Raw genomic sequence first — 18,422 nt, forward strand, 5'->3', positions numbered from 1 at the left:
CGAAAGGGGTCTGGGAGCGTCGGACGGGTGCGAGGTCGTGCTCAGAGATGGGCGTAGACGTCGTCGAGCGAGATTCCGCGCGCGACCATCATCACCTGGACGTGGTAGAGCAGCTGGGAGATCTCCTCGGCTGCCGCGTCCTTGCTCTCGTGCTCGGCGGCCATCCAGACTTCGGCGGCCTCCTCCACGACCTTCTTGCCGATGGCATGCACACCCTTGTCCACCAGTTCGGCGGTACGGGAGGTGGAGGGGTCGCCGTCGGCGGCCTTGAGCTGCAGCTCGGCGAAGAGCTCTTCGAAGGTTTTGTTCGCCATGATGTCCTTAGAATACGGGGTCCCGGACACGCACTCAGCGCCAGGGTTCGCTGACCGAGCGCAGCGTGGTGGCGGTGGCGACGGCGGCGGTGACCGCTTCGTGCCCCTTGTCCTCGTTGGACCCCTCGATGCCCGCCCGGTCGAGTGCCTGCTCCTCGGTGTCACAGGTGAGGACGCCGAAGCCGACCGGTACACCGGTGTCGACCGCGACCTGGGTGAGGCCGTTGGTGACGCCGTGGGACACGTATTCGAAGTGCGGGGTGCCGCCCCGGATGATCACGCCTAGCGCGACGATCGCGTCGTACCCGCGCCCGGCCAGTACCTTGGCGACCACCGGGAGCTCGAAGCTGCCGGGGACCCTCAGCAGGGTCGGCTCGTCGATGCCCAGCTCGTGCAGGGCGCGCAGCGCGCCGTCGACGAGTCCGTCCATGACCTTCTCGTGCCACTGCGCGGCGATGACCGCCACGCGCAGGTCACCGCAGTTGCGTACGGACAGTTCGGGTGCGCCCTTGCCGCTCATGTCTCTCCTACCGCTCGTTTCCTTGATGGCTGCTGGAAGTGCTGGTGGTCCGGCTACTGGTTGCCGCAGGTCGACACCGTGGCGGCGTCGAGCCAGGGCAGGTCGTGGCCCATCCGGTCCCGCTTGGTGCGCAGGTAGCGCAGATTGTGCTCGCCGGCCTGGACGGGCATCGGTTCCCGTCCGGTGACGGCCAGTCCGTGCCGCAGGATCGCGGCGGTCTTGTCGGGGTTGTTCGTCATCAGGCGCAGGCTGCGGACGCCGAGGTCCTTGAGGATCTGGGCGCCGGCCGCGTAGTCGCGGGCGTCGGCGGGCAGTCCGAGCTCCAGGTTGGCGTCGAGGGTGTCGACGCCGCGCTCCTGGAGCTCGTACGCGCGGAGCTTGGAGACCAGGCCGATGCCGCGTCCCTCGTGGCCGCGCAGATAGACGACGACGCCGCGTCCCTCGTCCGTGATGCGTCGCATCGAGGCGTGCAGCTGGGGGCCGCAGTCGCAGCGCTCCGACTGGAAGATGTCGCCGGTCAGGCACTCGGAGTGGACCCGGACCAGGACGTCGTCGCCGTCCCCGATGTCGCCGTGGACCAGCGCGACGTGCTCGACGCCGTCCACGGTGGAGCGGTAGCCGTACGCGGTGAACGCGCCGAAGTCCGTCGGCAGCCGGACCTCTGCCTCGCGGCGGACGGTCGGCTCCGAGGTGCGCCGGTAGGCGATCAGGTCCTCGATGGAGATGATCGTGAGCCCGTGCTTGCGGGCGAACGGGACCAGCTGGGGAAGGCGCAGCATGACGCCGTCCTCGCCCGCGATCTCGACGATCGCCCCGGCGGGCCGCAGTCCGGCGAGCCGGGCGAGGTCGACGGCCGCCTCGGTGTGCCCGTTGCGCACGAGCACACCGCCGGTACGGGCCCGGAGCGGGAAGATGTGGCCGGGCCGTACGAAGTCACCGGGGCCCGCGACGCCGCCGGCCAGCAGCCGGAGCGTGGCGGCCCGGTCGGCGGCGGAGATGCCGGTGGTGACGCCGTGCGCGGCGGAGGCGTCGACGGAGACGGTGAAGGCCGTCTTCATCGACTCGGTGTTGTGGTCGACCATCTGCGGGAGTTCGAGCCGTTCCAGCTCGGCGTTCTCCATGGGCGCGCAGATCAGTCCGCGGCACTCGCTCATCATGAAGGCGACGATCTCGGGGGTGGCCTTCTCGGCCGCGATGACGAGGTCGCCCTCGTTCTCCCGGTCCTCGTCGTCGACGACCACGACGGGCCGGCCCGCCGCGATGTCGCGGATGGCCTGCTCGACGGGGTCCAGGGTGAGGTCCTCCGCGGGCGCGTGGTGTTCCCGGTGCAACCAGGTGGGCTGGGCAGTCATGCCGTGGCTCCTTCCAGAGCGGGTGTCCGCGTACGCAGCCACCAGTCGCGCATGCCCCACAGGACGAGGGCCCCGTAGACGACGTAGATGAGACCGGAGAAGGCGAGACCGCTGTGGAAGTTGAGCGGTACGCCGACCAGGTCGACGAGGAGCCAGGCGAACCAGAACTCGACCATGCCGCGGGCCTGGGCGAGCATCGCCACGAGCGTGCCGGCGAATATGTACGCGTCCGCCCACGGGCTCCACGAGAGCGAGGGGAACGCGGTGAACAGGCCGCCGACCGCGAGGGTGCCGACCGCCGCCCCGCCGAGCAGGTAGCCGCGCTCGCGCCAGGTGGCGAACCGTACGGCGATGGAGCCGTCCTGGGCCTGCTGCCTGCCCCGGGTCCACTGCTGCCAGCCCCAGACGGCCACCGCGATGACGATGACCTGTTTGCCGACGCTGCCCGCCTGGTGCACGGAGACGTTGGCGGCGACCAGGACGACGCCGGACAGCAACTGCGCCGGCCAGGTCCAGATCGAGCGCAGCCAGCCCAGCGTGAGGGCGATCAGACCGATCGTGTTGCCGATCATGTCGGACCAGATGATGTGCTGTCCGAAGACGCTGAACGCCTCCGAGTTCAGCCAGTGCAGAGCGCTCACTTCACCGGCTCCTCTGGCTCCTGCGCGCGGTGGCCGAGCAGCCGCTCGACGTACTTCGCGATGACGTCCACCTCTAGGTTGACCGGGTCGCCGGGCTCCTTGTGGCCGAGCGTGGTCAGGGCGAGGGTGGTGGGGATGAGGCTGATGGTGAAGTAGTCGGGTCCGGCGTCCACGACGGTCAGGCTCACGCCGTCGACGGTGATCGAGCCCTTCTCCACCACGTACCGGGTGAGCTCGGCGGGGAGGGAGACCTTCACGATCTCCCAGTTCTCGGAGGGCTTGCGCTCGACGATGCGGCCCGTGCCGTCCACATGGCCCTGCACGATGTGCCCGCCGAGCCGGCCGCCGACCGCCATGGGCCGCTCCAGGTTGACCCGGGAGCCGGCCCGCAGTGCGCCCAGACTGGACCTGTTCAGCGTCTCGGCCATCACATCGGCGGTGAACTCCTGCCCGCCGTGGTCGACGACGGTCAGGCAGACACCGTTGACGGCGATCGAGTCGCCGTGCTTGGCGCCCTCGGTGACCACGGGTCCGCGCAGGCGGAATCGGGAGGAGTCGCCGAGGTTCTCGACGGCGGTGACCTCACCCAGTTCTTCGACAATTCCGGTGAACACTCAGTTTCCCTTCGGAGCAGGGCCGGGGACGGCGGTGATGCGCAGATCGGGGCCGATACGCACGGTCTCGGTCATCTGGAGGCGCAACGCCTTGGAGATGGTGGGGATTCCGGCGTCGGCCAGGGCCGCGGGGCCCGCGCCGAGGAGCACGGGGGCGAGGTAGCCGACGATCCGGTCGACGGCTCCCGCCGCGACGAAGGCCCCGGCCAGGGTCGGCCCGCCTTCGAGGAGTACGGAGCGGATGCCGCGCCCGTGGAGGGCGGCGAGCAGCGCGGCAAGGTCCAGCCCGGGGCCGGGCACGGCGCGCGGCAGCCGCAGGACGGCCTCTTCCGGAAGGTGGCGGACGTCCGCGTCGTCGGCCACGGCGATCAGAGTGGGGGCGCCCGCGTCGAGAACCCGGGCGCCGGGCCGGACGGCGGTGGCGGCGGTGTCCACGACGACCCGCAGCGGCTGGACCGCGCCGTCGATGCCCCTGACCCCGAGCTGGGGGTCGTCGGTGCGGGCGGTTCCGGAGCCGACGACGACGGCGTCCGCCTCGGCGCGCAGCCGGTGGACGTCGGCGCGGGACTCCGCTGAGGTGATCCAGCGGCTGGTGGCGTCGGCGGCCGCGATCCGGCCGTCCAGGGTGGCCGCGTACTTCCAGGTGACATGGGGCCGGCCCAGCCGCACGGAGGTCAGCCAGGCTGCGTTGCCCTGCTCGGCCTCCTCGGCGAGGAGGCCCTGCTCGGCCTTGACCCCGGCGCCGCGCAGGGTGTCGGCACCGCCGGTGGCCTGCGGGTTCGGATCCCCGACCGCGTACACGACGCGGGCGATTCCGGCCGCGATGAGCGCCTGGGCACAGGGGCCGGTGCGGCCGGTGTGGTTACAGGGTTCGAGGGTGACGTAGGCGGTGCCGCCCCGGGCCTTCTCGCCGGCCGCGCGCAGGGCGTGGACCTCGGCGTGCGGCCCTCCGGCGCGCTGGTGGAAGCCCTCACCGGCCGGCCGGCCCGTCGCGTCGAGGACGACACATCCGACGACCGGATTGGGGCTGGTGGAGCCGAGACCGCGGGCTGCGAGCGCGATGGCTCGGCGCATTGCGGTGGTGTCGGCTGCGGTGTCCACCGGGTCCTCCTGCCTCTTCGGGCACGGACTCCGGGGCCTGTCGATGACGACAGATGAAGCGGAACGCGGAACGGGGACGCCGAATGCCGGAAAAACGGATGGATCGGTCGCCCGAAAACCATCCGCCGACGGCGGCGTACCCGCGAAACGGCCCGCCGCGCACTGCCTCCCATCCGGACTTTAACCGTCGGTCCAGGAATCCCACCTGGTCAACCGGCCGCTGGATGCGGACGGGTCGCGGACTATAACCGCCGGTTCGGAATTGCACCGACCCCGGAGTGCGCTGCTGCTGGTACAGGATCAGTGTGCCACGACTGGCCGTGGGCCATGCGGGTGAACGCTGTGGAGTGGCTCACAGACAGCCCGTGACGTTGCGGCTTTTCCTTGGTGCGGGGTTTTGTCCTCAATCGCCGGACGGGCTTGGGTGCGGGTGCTCCGCCGGGTGCGGGGTGCGCTTTCCCGGTGGGTGGGGGTCCGGGGTCCCTCCGGGGCGTCTCCTCGAACGACGAACGTGCGGCGGGTCCGCATTGCGTACCCGGGTATCTGTTCGTCGTTCTGCGGGGACTCCCCTGCACGCCCCCGAACCCGGCCGCCGCGCGTCTGCGACAGCAGCTCCGCCGGTGTGCAGACGCGACTGACGCTGGGGTGGGGACGTGCAGGGGAGTCCCCGCAGGAAATGGCGTACGACCCGGGTCCCTCACGTACCCGGGTGAACACGCCATTTTCGAGGAGACGCCCCGGAGGGGCACCACCCCCCCACCCACCGGGCAGGCGCACCCCGCACCCGGCGGAGCACCCGCACTCAAGCCCGTCCGGCGATTGAGGACGGAACCCCGCGCCCCGGGGACCCGTCACCGAACAGCGCGTCCTGCGCCGCCTCCCGCGCCGCGAGCAACGCGCCGCGCAGGACCGCCGTGCCGCCGAGCAGGCCGGCCCTGACCTCGGTGCGCAGGGGGGACATCACGGCGAGCCGTTCCTCGACCCGTGCGGCCAGCGCGTCGCCGCCCGCGAGGCCGACCTCGCCCGACAGCAGCACGCACCCCGGGTCCAGGACCGAGACGACGGCTGCCGCGCCGATTGCCAGCCGGTCGGCGAGCGCGCCGAGGAACGCCTCGCTGTCGCCCTCCCCCGCCAGGGCCGCGCGGACGGCGTCGGCGGCGCCCGGCTCCCGGCCGCCGGACGGCGTGGCGATGCCGTGGTCGGCGGCCAGTGCACAGAGCGCCACCGAGCCCGCCAGCGAGTGGAAGCCGCCGTCGCAGCTGACGGCCGACGGGATACCGATCGTGCCGGGCACCGGGAGGAAACCGAGTTCGCCCGCGCCGCCGGAGGCACCGCGGCGCACCTTCCCGTCCAGCATGACGGCCGCCCCCACCCCGTGCCCGAGCCAGAGCAGGACGAACGTGTCGTGGTCACGGGCCGCTCCGACCCGGTGCTCGGCCACAGCCGCCAGATTGGTCTCGTTCTCGACGAGCACGCCGGCAGGCAGCCGCTGCTGGAGCGCCAGGACCAGTCGGCGGTGCCAGGCCGGCAGTCCTGTGGTGTCGCGGAGTTCCCCGGTGACCGGGTCGATCAGGCCGGGGGCGCCGATGCCGACACTGTGCAGCGGCGCGGTGCCGGCCCGGCGCGCGGTGCGTTCGAGGAGGGCCACGGCCTGCTCGACGGCGTCGTCGGTGGCGGTCTCGCTGCCGATCGGCAGGGTGGCCTCGGCCAGGGTCGCGCCCAGGAGGTCGGCGACGACCACCGCGAGGCTGTCGGTACGGACGTCGAGGGCGGCCAGATGGGCGCGGTCCGCGACGATCCCGTAGAGCCGGGCGTTGGGGCCGCGGCGCTCGGCCCCGGCCTCTCCGACCACCCGGACCAGACCCGCTCCCTGGAGCCGTTCGACCAGGTCGGCGACGGTGGGCCGGGAGAGCCCCGTCAGGGTCTTCAACTGCGTGGCCGTCAGCGGGCCGTCCTGCTGGAGGAGCCGCAGGGCGAGCCGGTCGTTGATGGCCCTGGCGGTGCTCGGTGATGCGGGCATGCCGGGATCCTTCCAGACCGTCGCCGCTGTCGATGCCGGCACGGCCTATTTATCAGGCAGGGTTCCTGATAGTTTACTGCCCGCATCGTGGAGAAGGGCGCCGGGGAGCGTCGGAACCACGGCAGCGGAGAATTCCCAGGGGAGGGCACGGCGGCATGACGACGGATTCCACGGCAGCGGTCTTCAGCACGGAGCAGGTGAGGCGCGCCAGGTACGCCATCGCCGCGGTCTTCGCGGTACACGGGGCGGTGACCGGCAGTTTCGCCACCCGGGTGCCGTGGATCCAGGACCACGCCGGGCTCAGTGCCGGACAGCTCGGCATAGCCCTGGCCTTCCCGGCGATCGGCGCCTCGCTGGCGATGCCGCTGGCCGGCGCGATCAGCCACCGCTTCGGCGCCCGAACCGCGCTGCGCGGGCTGCTGATGCTGTGGACCCTGGCGCTGATCCTGCCTTCCATAGCCCCCAGCCTGCTGACGCTGTGCGCGGCCCTCCTGGTGTACGGGGCGTCGGCGGGCATGTCGGACGTGGCGATGAACGCGCTCGGGGTCGAGGTGGAGAACCGCCTCAACAAGTCGATCATGTCCGGGCTGCACGGGATGTGGAGCGTGGGCGCCCTGGTCGGATCGGCGGCCGGCACGGTGGCCGCCCATCTGGGGGCCGACGCGCGACTGCACCACGCCATCGCCGCGCTCGCCCTCACCGCGCTCGGCCTGATCGCCTGCCGGCAGGTGCTGGATCTGCACAGCGAGCCGGACGCGGAGGCTCCGCCGCGCTTCACCCTGCCGCCCAGGTCGGCCCTGATCATCGGCGCGGTGGGCTTCTGCGCGGTGTTCGCGGAGGGCGCCAGCCTGGACTGGTCGGCGGTCTACCTCCGGGATGTCCTGGACAGTTCCGCAGGTCTGGCGGCCGCGTCGACGACCGCGTTCGCACTGACGATGGCGGTGGCCCGGATCGCCGGTGACCGGGTCGTCGACCGCTTCGGCGCGGTGCGGACCGTACGGACCGGCGGCGTGCTCGCCACGGTCGGCGGGGTCCTGGTGGTCACCGCGCCCAACGTGGTCCTGGCGTTGTGCGGCTTCGGTCTGATGGGCCTCGGCATCGCCGTGGTCGTACCGCTCGCCTTCGCGGCGGCCGGGCGCAGCGGGTCGAACCCGAGCCGGGCGATCGCGGGTGTCGCGACGATCACGTACACCTCGGGGCTGATCGCCCCGTCGGCCATCGGCTCGCTGGCCGAGGCGACCTCGCTGGTCGTCTCCTTCGGCCTGGTCTCGGTGCTGGCCTTCGGGCTGGTGCTCGGAGCCGGAGTGCTGCGGGCGGGCGATCGCAAGGTGTCCTCCTCCGACGCCGGGGTACCGGGACCGGCTCCGGCCGAGCCGCGCCCCTGAGCCGTCCTGGTCACCGGGCGCGGCGGGCGGTGGCTCGCTGTGCCCGGATCCCGGCGGGGGGCGGTTGACGAACCGGCACTAACATGGCGCTGATCTTTTCCGCGGTCCGCGCCGTGCCCCGTGAGGCACCGGCCCGCCGCACCTACACACAGGGAGCAACCATGGGCGGCCTCGGCGTGCGCTGGACCTTGCACGGCGACGGGAAGACGCCCGCACCGGGAGCGGTCGTCCGCCCCGACGAGCGGCTCTCCTGGCCGCGGACGTTCGTGCTGGGCGCCCAGCACGTGGTCGCGATGTTCGGCGCCTCGTTCGTCGCCCCGGTGCTCATGGGTCTCGACCCGAACCTGGCGATCATGATGTCGGGTGTCGCGACGGCCATCTTCCTGCTGGCCACGCGCGGGCAGGTGCCCAGCTATCTGGGCTGTTCGCTCTCGTTCGTCGGGGTTGCCGCGACCATCCGGGCCAGTGGCGGCAGCAGTGCCGTGGTCACCGGGGCGGTCTTCGTGGTGGGGGCGGTGCTCTTCCTCGCCGGCCTCGCGGTGCAGCGGTTCGGCGCGCGGATCATCCACGCGGCGATGCCGCCCGTGGTGACGGGTGCGGTCGTGATGCTGATCGGCTTCAACCTGGCGCCGGTCACCGCGTCGACGTACTGGCCGCAGGACCAGTGGACGGCCCTGCTGGTGATGCTGTTCACCGGACTGGCCGTGGTCTGTCTGCGCGGTTTCCTGTCCCGGATCGCGATCTTCCTCGGGCTGGTCTTCGGCTATGTCCTGTCCTGGGTTCTGGACCGGGTGTTCGGGAAGATCCACTCGCCCGCCGGGGGCGCCGAGGCCGTGGACCACTGGCGGCTGGACCTGTCGGGGGTGGGCAAGGCCGACTGGGTCGGGCTGCCGTCGTTCCACGCCCCGAGCTTCGAGTGGTCCGCGATCCTGGTCGCGCTGCCCGTGGTCATCGCGCTCATCGCGGAGAACGCCGGCCACGTGAAGGCGGTCGGCGAGATGACGGGCCGCTCGCTGGACGGCAAGCTCGGCACCGCGATCGCCGCGGACGGTGCCGCCTCGATGCTGTCGACCGCGGTCGGCGGTCCGCCGAACACGACGTACTCCGAGAACATCGGCGTGATGGCCGCGACCCGGGTGTACTCCACCGCGGCCTACTGGGCGGCCGCCTGCTTCGCCCTGCTGTTCGGTCTGTGCCCCAAGTTCGGCGCGGTCGTGGCGGTCATTCCGGGCGGGGTCCTCGGCGGCATCACGGTGATCCTCTACGGCATGATCGGTCTCCTCGGTGCCCAGATCTGGCTGAACGCCAAGGTCGATCTGCGCAACCCGCTGAACCTGGTACCGGCCGCGGCGGGCATCATCATCGGCGTCGGCGGGGTCAGCCTGAAGGTGTCCGACAACTTCGAGCTGAGCGGGATCGCGCTCGGCACCATCGTCGTGATCACCGGCTATCACGTGCTGCGGGCCTTCGCCCCGGCCCACCTCAAGACCCAGGAGCCGCTGCTCGACTCCGGGACCTCCGGCTACGACGGGAAGCCGCCGGCCGACGAAGCCTGACCGCCCGGCGGCCCGGGCGGTACGCATGGCCAGGCCGTCGACAGGCGGCGCGGCCAGCAGCAGTCGCCGTACCGGCGCTCAGAAGCAGTCGCCGTACCAGTGGACCGCGCCGGGCGCCGTGACCGCGGCGCGCACCGACCCGGCCGGGGCGTGCAGCGGCCGTGCCATCCCCACGTGCTCCGTGACCTGCCCGGCGTCCGCCAGCAGGACCGGCAGTGCGGCCCGCACCCCGGGAGTGACGGGAATCCGGACCCGGGCCCTGGTCAGCCCCGCCGCACGGGCCCGGGAGCCGACGGCGGCGAACAGCGCCCCCAGACACGCGTCCGCACCCGCGAACTCGCGCACCTCCACGCACTCCCCCGCGTGCTGCGCCACGATCCAGCCGGTGAGCGCACCGGAAGCCGGGTCCCGCGCCACGAGCGACTGTTCGAGCGCGCCGTACCAGGCGGGCACGCGCACCGCCCAGTCCTCCGGGGCCCGCAGCGAGCTGAGCGGCCGCCGCGCGTTGTACGCGTGGTGCAGCGCGGCCACCTCCACGGCGTCCCGGGCCGTGGCCGCACGGACCGGGAAGGGCTCCGGAGCGGACGAGGGTGCGAGCGTCCCCTCGGTGTAGCTGCTCGCGAACTCCTGCCACCCGGAGCCCCGGTAGACGCCGGGCGTTCCGGTGAACAGCAGCGACCATGCGCACTGTTCGGCCGTCATGGTGCGCTCCGCCGCCACCAGCAGCCGTCGCACCAGTCCCTGCCCCCTGGCCTCGGGGCGGGTCGCCACGCTGCCGATGCCGCCGACCCTGCGCGGGGTGCCGTCCGCGTCCCGGATCAGCCTCGGTACGTAGACGACGACCGCGTCGATCCCCTCCCCCGCGTCGTTCTGCGCGACGAAGGTGTGCCGGTGGCGGTCCGGGTCGAGCGCGTGGAGGGCCGCGAGGTGCGGGGACTCGAAGCACCTCTTCCACAGGGCGGCCAGAGCCGGGTCGTCGGCCGGGGTGGCGGTGCGGACGGTGGCGCTCACAGGATCAGGTTCCCGTCCGTGCGCACCCGTTCGCCGTCCTTCGGCATCGCGCTGCGCCGGGCGCCGTCCTCCACGCACCCGGTGTGCAGGACCGAGTCCAGGGCTTCCGGGGCGAGATGGAGGACGCCGCCGGTGAAGCGGCTGCCGGTCGCCGCGTAGTGGTTCACGCCGTCGGCGATGCGGATGTGCGCGGTGTCCGCCCCGGCGGCGGTGCTGCTGAGACCGGTGAGGTCCCAGGTCGTGCTCCCGGAGCCGGCCGCCCGGCCGAGCAGCGCTCCCGCCTTGTTGCCGCCGGTGATCCTGGCGCCGCCGGTGACGGTGATCCGCTGGTCGCGCACGCCGCTGAGTTCGATACCGGTGTTGTGGAACGTACCGCCGTCCAGTCGCAGATCGGCCGAGCCGACCGAGAGCGGGGCCGCGTCGTCGGCGCCGGTGACGGTGCAGTCGGTGAGGTGGACGGGGCCCGCACCGCGCAGGACGACACCGTCGACGCCCTTGAACGTGCAGCGCACGAAGTGGACGGGTGCGGTGACGGGAGTCTGGACGAGGACGGCTCCGGCGGGCGGTTCGAAGGAGCAGTCGCTGACGGTGGTCGGCCGGGTGGAGCGGTCTGAGCGCTGGGCGACGGCGAAGGTCTTCGCGGTGCAGCCGCGCACCTGGGCCCCGTCGGCGTTCACCGTGAGGGTGCCGGCCTGGTCGAAGGTGGGGCGGGCGATCACCGTGACGTCGTCCAGGGTCAGATCCGTGATCTTGGTGTTGGCGGTGAACCAGGAGCAGACGTGTCTGCGTACGGTGATCCGCTTGGCGGAAATGCCCCACTGGGCACCCGAGTTGGCGATGTCCATGAGCCCGGAGTTGCCGTCGAAGAGCAGATCGTGTTCGTACTGGCCGTGGGTGGTGAAGGGGTTGCCGCCGGCGTCGTCGCCGTCGCCGTGGCAGTTCACGACGGTGCAGTAGGCGGAGGCGGTGAGGTCGTTGAGGTGGCGCACGTTGCTCGTGGTGCAGTCGGCCACCCGCCCGTACAGGCAGTAGATCTGCTGGGTGAGGTAGCCCGCGCCGCCGTACTCGACGGTGGGCGGGTTCTTCAGCGAGCAGCTCTCGGTACGGAAGCGGGTGCACCAGCGGCGCATGACGACCGGCCAGAAGGTGCCGGTGGCGTGGATGCCGGAGACGTCGCAGCCGACGGCGTACTCGAAGCTGACGGGGTGGGAGCCGGTGTACTCGTCGGGGCCGGCGCCCTCGAAGAGCATGTTGCGGATGTGGCTGTTGCGGACCGGCTCGATCCGGGTCCAGTTGAGGGTGCGGCCGGCGGCGAGTTCCCAGCCGTTGAGGTAGCCGATCCGGATGTGGCCCGCGTCGATGATCTCGGTGACCTCGACCAGCTTCTGGAGCTCGCGCTCGTCACCGCCGCCGCCCTCGACCGGGTCGACCTGCACCGACCACCACTGACCGACCTCGAAGGCCTTCGCGTCGGGAACCGGGAAGGTGTCGGTGAGTTCGATGACCTTGCCGGAGAGCGGGTGCGTGACGGTGGTGTCGGTGACGGTGCCTCGGAAGGAGAGGACGGCGCCGAAGGGGTTGTCGTGGGTGTTCTTCTCGATGCCTGTGGTGTGGATGTGGTGTCCGCCGAAGTCGAGTTCGATGTTCGAGCGGTCGAAGAGGTGGCGCTTGGTGAACAGGAGGTCGGTGTGGGCCTCGATGCGGTGGACGCTGTTGTCGTTGACCATGGCGTCGAGTGCTGCGTCGGCCGGGGTCTTGGCGTCGAAGTGGCCGAAGGTGCGGAAGTCGAGCGTTCCGGTGTGGAGCTGGTGCCAGCGGCCGGTCTTCGCCCCGTCGGGGGCGATGACGGTGCCGCCGTTGTGGGCGGCGGTGGACTTCTTGTTCCAGCGCAGGGCCATCGCGCCGCCGTCACCGGGGGTCCGGTAGCCGGCCAGCAGGATCTGGGTGCCATCGGCCAGTGGCTTGGTGTTCAGGGCCCGCAGCGCGGCGACCGTGTCCAGGTTCAGTACGTCGCCGGTGTGGGCGGGGGTGGCCTGGGCGGACCCGGCGGCCACGGCCGAACCGGCCATGACCAGACCGGCGAGACCCGAGGCCCGCAGCAGATTCCGGCGGGACGAAGCGTTCGCGGACATGACGGAGGTGCTCCTCGCGTGGTCGGTGCGTGCTCGATGGGGCTCGAAGGGAACCGGCTGCCGCCCGGTCGCGGTCAGATCGTGCTGCGGTACGGCGGCATGAAGCGCATCCGCGGCATCTGGTCGGCCAGCACCCCGCCGTCCACGACGATCCGCGTCCCGGTGAGGTAGGCACCGGCGTCGGAGGCGAGCAGCAGCAGGGCGCCCACGCACTCGTCGGGCTGTGCGTACCGGCCGAGCGGGATGCGCTCGCGGTACGCGGACTCGAAGGCCTCCCGGTCGAAGGGGAACTCGCCGTCGATGGGGGTCTCGACCATTCCGGGGGCCAGGGTGTTGGCGGTGATGCCGTACGGGGCGAGCTCGACCGCCAGGGTCTCGGTGAGCAGTTGGGCGGCGGCCTTGGAGGCGTTGTAGTGGGCCAGGCCCGCTTCGGCCACCAGGGCGTTCTTCGAGGTGATGGTGATGATGCGGCCGGCCACGGAGTCCGCCGTCATGTGTTCGGCGACGCGCTGGCTGAGGAAGAACACCGCGTCCACGTTGACCCGCATGATGTGCGACCAGCTGGCCGGGGTGATCTCGTTGAAGCGTTCCAGCGCCGCCGTGCCCGCGTTGTTGACCAGGATGTGCAGCGGACCGTTGTCGGCGCGCACCGCGTCGGCGAAGCCGGCCAGCGCGTCGATGTCCGCGAGGTCCTGGCCGTACACCCGGCAGCGCCGCCCGAGCGCCTCGACCTCCGCCCGGGTCCGCTCGATGCCCTCCGCCCCCGGTAGGTCGACGAGCACCAGATCGGCGCCCGCCTCCGCCAGTCCCACGGCGAAGGACCGGCCGAGGCCCCGGGCGGCCCCGGTCACGAGCGCGGTGCGGCCGGTCAGGTCGAAGCGGTCGGTGCCGCGGGGCGGGACGGCTGCGGTCATGGCGGGGCTCCTCCAGGCGGAGAGATACGGAACAGGGCCTTGCCTTCGGGCTGGGTCGGGCCGCCGCGCGAGGGGACACATGGGTGAGTGCGCGGCGGCCCTGCTACCGGCCGGCGCCCCTGGACAGGGGGTGAACCGGGGCGCCGTACCGGTAGTTCGGGGGGAACGGCGGGTCAGCCGTTCAGGCCCAGCAGATCGAGCGAGGGCCGGTGGATGATCTCCTCGATCGCGTCCGCGTCCAGCGGCGGCAGCCCGGGGATGCCGGGGATACGGGCGATCTCCCGGAGCCCCTTCACCGAGTCGTCGACCGTCGTGAACGGGTAGTCGCTGCCGAACAGCACCTTGTGGAAGACCCCGTAGTCCTGGACCAGCCGGAGGCTGTGCCAGAGCTGGAAGGGCCGGTAGTGCAGGGCGCTGAGGTCGGCGTACACGTGCGGGTGCTTGCGGATGACCGCGATGCACTCGCCCTCGAAGGGGTGGCCGAGGTGGGCCAGGACCATCCGCAGCTCGGGATGGCGGATGGCGACCGCGTCCAGGTGGCGGGGCATCGCCCACTCCAGCGGCGCGCTGGACACGAACGTTGTGCCGGTGTGCACCAGGAGCGGCAGCCCGTGCCGTTCGGCGTACGTGTACAGCTCGTCGTACTCCTCCGCGGCCGGGTCGAAGCCCGCGTACATCGGCATCAGCTTGATGCCGCGCAGGCCCAGCTCCTGGTGGCCGTAGCGCAGCTCCTCCTGCCAGCCGGGCTGGGTGGGGTCGAGCGCCAGGTAGCCGATCAGCCGGTCGGGGTGTTTCCCCACGTACGCGGCCACGGCGGCGTCGTCGACCCAGAGGCCGCTGCGTCTGGCCTTGCCGCCGACGACGATCGTGCGGGTGGAGTCGGGCGCCGTGGCGGCGTACTCCTCCCACTTCACCGTGAGGTCGACCTCGCCCGCGTGGGCGCGGGCGGAGTCGGAGCTGAACGGGTCGGTGAAGTCGTGGCTGTGCCGGAAGAGATGGGAGTGGACGTCGGTGATCATGTGCGGTTCCGCTTCTCCCAGCCGTCCGCGAACATGTTCCAGAAGCGGTGGCTGGGCGGGTGTTCCTCGAAGACCTCGTCGACGAGTTCGACGCCGAGCCCGGGGGCGGTCGGCAGCCCGATGCGGCCGTCCTTCATCGGGAGGGTGCCCTTGAGGGCGTCGAAGACGAACGGCTCCAGGAGCCCGTCGAAGGTTTCGAGGATCTTGAAGTTGGGGATTCCGAGCGCCGCGTGCACCGAGACGGTGGTGCAGAGCGGCGAGTTGGAGTTGTGCGGGGCGACGAGCATGCCGTGGGTGTCGGCGATCGCGGCGAGCTTCCTGACCTCGGTGAAGCCGCCGGCCATCGACAGGTCGGGCTGGATGATGTCGACGGCGTTGGTGGCGAAGAGCTGCTTGTACTCGTAGCGGTTGTGGAAGTGCTCGCCGCCGGAGATCGGGAAAGTGGCGCGCTGGCGCAGTTCCGCGTACCGCTCGATGTGGGTCCAGGGCATCGGCTCCTCGAACCAGCCGATGTCGAACGGTTCCAGTTCCCGTACGAGACGGGCGGCGGTCGGCATCGCGAAGCGGGCGTGGCCCTCGATGAAGAGGTCGATGTCCGGTCCGATGGCTTCGCGGACGGCGGCGACGAGGTCGATGGAGCGGCGCAGTTCGGCGCGTTCCAGCTCGTGCAGGCCCGGGCCGAAGGGGTCGAACTTGAGGGCGGTGAAGCCCTTGGCGACGGTCTCCTTCGCCTTGGCCGCGAAGGTCTCGGGCTCGCGTTCCCCGGTGTACCAGCCGTTGGCGTAGACGCGTACGTCGTCGCGGCAGGCGCCGCCGGTCAGCCGGTAGGCGGGGACGCCGAGCGCCTTGCCCATCAGGTCGTACATCGCCTGGTCGAGGCCGGACAGGGCGACGCCGCCCATGTCGCCGCCGCGCAGGAAGTCGCCCTGGTAGACGCGGAGCCAGAGTTCCTCGACGTCGAAGGGGTCGGCGCCGATCAGGTGGCGCCGGGCGATGGCCTCGGTGAGCGCGCAGACCTCGCCGACCCGGTAGGGGTGGGTGATCTCCCCGATGCCGGACAGGCCCTCGTCGGTGTGGACCCGGACGTAGCCGAAGTCGCGCCAGGAGGTGCCGAGCATCAGGGTCTCGACGCGGGTGATCCGTCCGGCGGGGCCGACGGGGCGGGTGCGGTTGACGGTCAGCATCAGCGGGTCGCTCCACCCATGGTCGAGGTGTTCTCCAGGTCGCGGGCGCCGCCGTCGGCGAGGACGGCCTTGACCGCGGCCTCCGTGCCCTCGATCAGGCGGTCCACGTCGGCGTCGGTGTGCGCGTAGCTGATGTGGCTGCGCTTGAGGTTGAGCGGCAGCTCGAACAGGCCGTGCTCCAGGAGCTTGCGGCGGTAGCCGACGAACAGCGAGGCGTCGTTGTTCAGCAGGTCCGCGTAGGTGCGGGGGGCCTCGCCTGGCATGAAGTAGCTGACGAAGACGGAGCCGTAGCCGGTGACGACGGCGGGGACGCCGAGGCGCTCGTACAGTCCGGTCAGTTCGGTGCGGACGCGGCCGCCGAGCCGGAAGACGTGGTCGTGGACCGGCTCCTCGCGGAGTTTGCGCAGGGTGGCGAGGGCGGCTGCGACGACGGAGGGGTGGCCGTTGTACGTGCCGGCGAAGAAGGCCGGGGCGCCGGGGCGGGTGGAGAAGAGGTCCATCAGCTCTGCGCGGCCGCCGATCGCGCCGACGGGGGCGCCGTTGGCGATGGCCTTGCCGAGGGTGGTGAGGTCGGGGGTGACGCCGGAGATCTGCTGCCAGCCGCCCAGCGCGTGGCGGAAGCCGGTGATGACCTCGTCGAAGATCAGGACGCTGCCGGCCTTCGTGGTCTCCTCGCGCAGCGTGGTGAGGAACTCCTGGTACGGCAGGAGCGCGCCGACGTTGTGCGGGACGGGTTCGACGATGACGGCGGCGATGTCGGAGCCGTGCTCGGCGAAGGTGCGCCGGACGGCCTCGCTGTCGTTGAACGGCAGGACGAGGGTGGCTTCGAGGACCTCGGGCAGGATGCCTGTCGAGATCGGGTCGTGGCCGCCGACCTTCTCGGGCGCGGAGATGACGTTGAGGCTCACCGAGTCGTGCCAGCCGTGGTAGCAGCCCTGGAACTTGACGACGAGGCGGCGGCCGGTGGCGGCGCGGGAGACCCGCAGCGCGTGGAACGTGGCCTCGCTGCCGGTGCTGGTGAGCAGCACCTTCTCGATCGAGGGGATCAGCTCGGTGAGCTGCTCTGCGAGGAGGACCTCGCCCTCGGTGACGCCGACGCCCATGTGGCCGAGGGTCGCGCCGGCCTCGGCGGTGGCGGCGGCCACGTCGGGGTCGTTGTGGCCGAGCAGCGGCGGGCCGAACGCCGAGTGGAAGTCGGTGTACTCGCGTCCGTCGGCGGTTCGGAACCGTGCTCCGTCGGTCCCGGTGACGACCAGGTCGGTCAGTCCGGGAACGCTGCGCTGACCGCTGTTCACGCCGCCGGGTACGACCTGGCGGGCGCGTTCGGCGAGTCGGGCTCCGGATTCGTTGCCTACCGGGCCTGAACTCATGGTGCTTGCTCCTTGCGTCGAGAGTCGTCGGTTTTCGCGGGCCCTGCCCGGCCCGTGAGTCCCTGGCGCCATCCGCCCGGCAGTCGCCGCAGGAAGAGGTGATCCGTGGTGCTCGGTACTGCGTTTCACTTTTTCAGAACACTGTTCTGTAGAGCAGAACAGTGCCTGGATATTACGTCCGCCCCTGAGACCGGTCAACCCCCTTTCGGCCACTCAAGGCGCCGATTTCCGGGTTTTCTTGACTCGCACGTGCACCACAAGACCCCACAGGCACTAGGCTGTTCTGCTATGACGAACAGTGCTGCCCCTGAGGAACCGAAATACTGGGTCAAGAGTGTGGCCAGGGCAGCCGACATCCTCGAAGCTCTTGCCGCCCCCTCCCAGGGGAACGGTCTGAGCGTCACCGAGGTCGGCCAGGTCTGCTCCATCTCCAAGAGCGCCGCGTTCGGCATGCTCCAGACCCTGCGCGCCTACGGCCTGGTCTCGGACGACGGCGAGGGCATGAACCGCCGCTACCGGCTCGGCATGAGCCTGGCCAGGCTCGGCGACCGGGCCAGGTCCCAGGTCTCGCTGCGCGGGGTCGCCCACCCCGTCCTGCGCGAGCTCAGCCGCGCCACCGGCATGGCCTCCAGGCTCGCCGTCCCGGAGGACGGCCACGCGGTCGTGGTGGACCAGGTCGAGCTGGACCAGCGCGTCCGGCTCGATCTGCGGATGGGCCAGCGCGAGCTGCCGCACTGCACGGGCCTGGGCAAGGCGCTGCTCTCCGCGGTGCCGCAGGGCGAGGCCGCCTCGATCGTCGAGCGGTTCGGGCTGCCCCGGCGCACGTCCCGCACGATCACCGACCCGGCGACCTTCCTGTCCCACCTCCGCGACATCGCCAGGGTCGGCTACGCCCTGGACGACGAGGAGGACGCCGAGGGGATCATCTGCATCGGCGCACCGGTCTTCGACGACCGCTCGGTGTGCGCCGGGGCCGTCTCCATCACCGGCCTGAAGACCGGACTGCCGGCCTGGCGCTACCAGGAGCTGGGCGGCCAGGTGCGGGACTCGGCGCACCGGATCAGCGTCTCGCTGGGCTGGGTCGACGACCCGGAGGACGGCGTTTCGGACACCACGACGTCGCATTCCGACGAAATCGGGTCTTGACCGATCGGCACAACCCGCCGTAGGTTCCCTGCCAACCCCGGTGACGCTCACCCGTCACCGCCGATTTACCCCTCCCGGTCCGATTCCGACGCCTGCCCAGCGCGTCGTGAACATCCGACGGCCGGACCCTTTTCAGCCATCCG

At 71.4% G+C, this 18,422-nt stretch carries 16 protein-coding genes and 1 riboswitch; of the genes, 3 read left to right on the forward strand and 13 right to left on the reverse strand.

Features of this window, described 5'->3' with window-relative positions; translation table 11 throughout:
- Nucleotides 1–41: 41 nt before the first annotated feature.
- From OG892_RS05525 to OG892_RS05555, 7 genes are all read right to left on the reverse strand, one after another.
- A complete protein-coding gene (locus OG892_RS05525; RefSeq protein ID WP_073739434.1) occupies nucleotides 42–314 on the reverse strand; it encodes a phosphoribosyl-ATP diphosphatase in 273 nt (90 codons plus the stop codon).
- 34 nt (nucleotides 315–348) lie between these two features.
- Nucleotides 349–834 (reverse strand): 6,7-dimethyl-8-ribityllumazine synthase, encoded by a 486-nt coding sequence (gene ribH / locus OG892_RS05530; protein WP_024493156.1) that lies wholly within the window; start codon nucleotides 832–834, stop codon nucleotides 349–351.
- Nucleotides 835–887: 53 nt separating this feature from the next.
- Nucleotides 888–2,186: a bifunctional 3,4-dihydroxy-2-butanone-4-phosphate synthase/GTP cyclohydrolase II gene (locus OG892_RS05535; RefSeq protein WP_073739436.1), complete on the reverse strand. Its 1,299-nt coding sequence runs from the start codon at nucleotides 2,184–2,186 to the stop codon at nucleotides 888–890.
- Nucleotides 2,183–2,827, reverse strand: coding sequence for a nicotinamide mononucleotide transporter family protein (locus OG892_RS05540; protein WP_073739438.1), 645 nt, complete (start codon nucleotides 2,825–2,827; stop codon nucleotides 2,183–2,185). Before OG892_RS05540 ends, OG892_RS05535 begins: the two co-directional genes overlap by 4 nt.
- Nucleotides 2,824–3,441, reverse strand: coding sequence for a riboflavin synthase (locus tag OG892_RS05545; protein WP_073739440.1), 618 nt, complete (start codon nucleotides 3,439–3,441; stop codon nucleotides 2,824–2,826). The genes OG892_RS05540 and OG892_RS05545 overlap by 4 nt, the downstream gene beginning before the upstream one ends.
- Complete coding sequence (gene ribD / locus OG892_RS05550; protein WP_328867733.1) at nucleotides 3,442–4,542, reverse strand: bifunctional diaminohydroxyphosphoribosylaminopyrimidine deaminase/5-amino-6-(5-phosphoribosylamino)uracil reductase RibD; 1,101 nt, start codon at nucleotides 4,540–4,542, stop codon at nucleotides 3,442–3,444.
- A gap of 155 nt (nucleotides 4,543–4,697) precedes the next feature.
- Nucleotides 4,698–4,828, reverse strand: a riboswitch (FMN riboswitch).
- Nucleotides 4,829–5,344: 516 nt separating this feature from the next.
- Nucleotides 5,345–6,562: an ROK family transcriptional regulator gene (locus OG892_RS05555; RefSeq protein WP_371628606.1), complete on the reverse strand. Its 1,218-nt coding sequence runs from the start codon at nucleotides 6,560–6,562 to the stop codon at nucleotides 5,345–5,347.
- Nucleotides 6,563–6,717: 155 nt separating this feature from the next.
- On the opposite strand from OG892_RS05555, the gene OG892_RS05560 reads away from it, so the two are divergent.
- Together OG892_RS05560 and OG892_RS05565 are read left to right on the forward strand one after the other, a co-directional pair.
- Nucleotides 6,718–7,947 (forward strand): MFS transporter, encoded by a 1,230-nt coding sequence (locus tag OG892_RS05560; RefSeq protein ID WP_073739446.1) that lies wholly within the window; start codon nucleotides 6,718–6,720, stop codon nucleotides 7,945–7,947.
- A 161-nt stretch (nucleotides 7,948–8,108) separates the two neighbouring features.
- Complete coding sequence (locus OG892_RS05565; RefSeq protein ID WP_371631582.1) at nucleotides 8,109–9,503, forward strand: uracil-xanthine permease family protein; 1,395 nt, start codon at nucleotides 8,109–8,111, stop codon at nucleotides 9,501–9,503.
- A gap of 78 nt (nucleotides 9,504–9,581) precedes the next feature.
- Here the strand turns inward: OG892_RS05565 and OG892_RS05570 are convergent, their stop codons facing one another.
- The 6 genes from OG892_RS05570 to OG892_RS05595 all read right to left on the reverse strand — a co-directional run bounded on the left by OG892_RS05570 (nucleotide 9,582) and on the right by OG892_RS05595 (nucleotide 17,133).
- Nucleotides 9,582–10,514: a GNAT family N-acetyltransferase gene (locus OG892_RS05570; protein ID WP_328867731.1), complete on the reverse strand. Its 933-nt coding sequence runs from the start codon at nucleotides 10,512–10,514 to the stop codon at nucleotides 9,582–9,584.
- Nucleotides 10,511–12,646 carry a peptidase C14 gene (locus OG892_RS05575; RefSeq protein ID WP_371628607.1) on the reverse strand — a complete coding sequence of 712 codons (2,136 nt, stop codon included), beginning with the start codon at nucleotides 12,644–12,646 and terminating at the stop codon, nucleotides 10,511–10,513. Before OG892_RS05575 ends, OG892_RS05570 begins: the two co-directional genes overlap by 4 nt.
- A 74-nt stretch (nucleotides 12,647–12,720) precedes the next feature.
- Nucleotides 12,721–13,560: an SDR family oxidoreductase gene (locus OG892_RS05580; RefSeq protein ID WP_328867729.1), complete on the reverse strand. Its 840-nt coding sequence runs from the start codon at nucleotides 13,558–13,560 to the stop codon at nucleotides 12,721–12,723.
- A 173-nt stretch (nucleotides 13,561–13,733) separates the two neighbouring features.
- On the reverse strand, nucleotides 13,734–14,579 hold the full coding sequence (locus OG892_RS05585) for an amidohydrolase family protein (protein ID WP_073739454.1): 846 nt from the start codon (nucleotides 14,577–14,579) through the stop codon (nucleotides 13,734–13,736).
- Entirely contained in the window at nucleotides 14,576–15,763 is a 1,188-nt protein-coding gene (locus OG892_RS05590; protein ID WP_371628608.1) for a mandelate racemase/muconate lactonizing enzyme family protein, read from the reverse strand. Before OG892_RS05590 ends, OG892_RS05585 begins: the two co-directional genes overlap by 4 nt.
- The gene (locus tag OG892_RS05595) at nucleotides 15,763–17,133 is read right to left on the reverse strand and encodes an aspartate aminotransferase family protein (RefSeq protein ID WP_311306808.1); all 1,371 of its coding nucleotides are present in this window, start codon (nucleotides 17,131–17,133) and stop codon (nucleotides 15,763–15,765) included. The genes OG892_RS05590 and OG892_RS05595 overlap by 1 nt, the downstream gene beginning before the upstream one ends.
- 288 nt (nucleotides 17,134–17,421) lie before the next feature.
- Here OG892_RS05595 and OG892_RS05600 point away from each other — a divergent pair, with 288 nt between their 5' ends.
- Nucleotides 17,422–18,279, forward strand: coding sequence for an IclR family transcriptional regulator (locus OG892_RS05600; RefSeq protein WP_328867728.1), 858 nt, complete (start codon nucleotides 17,422–17,424; stop codon nucleotides 18,277–18,279).
- The last annotated feature ends 143 nt before the right edge of the window (nucleotides 18,280–18,422 follow it).

Source organism: Streptomyces sp. NBC_00341 (assembly GCF_041435055.1).
In the GTDB taxonomy this organism is placed as follows: domain Bacteria; phylum Actinomycetota; class Actinomycetes; order Streptomycetales; family Streptomycetaceae; genus Streptomyces.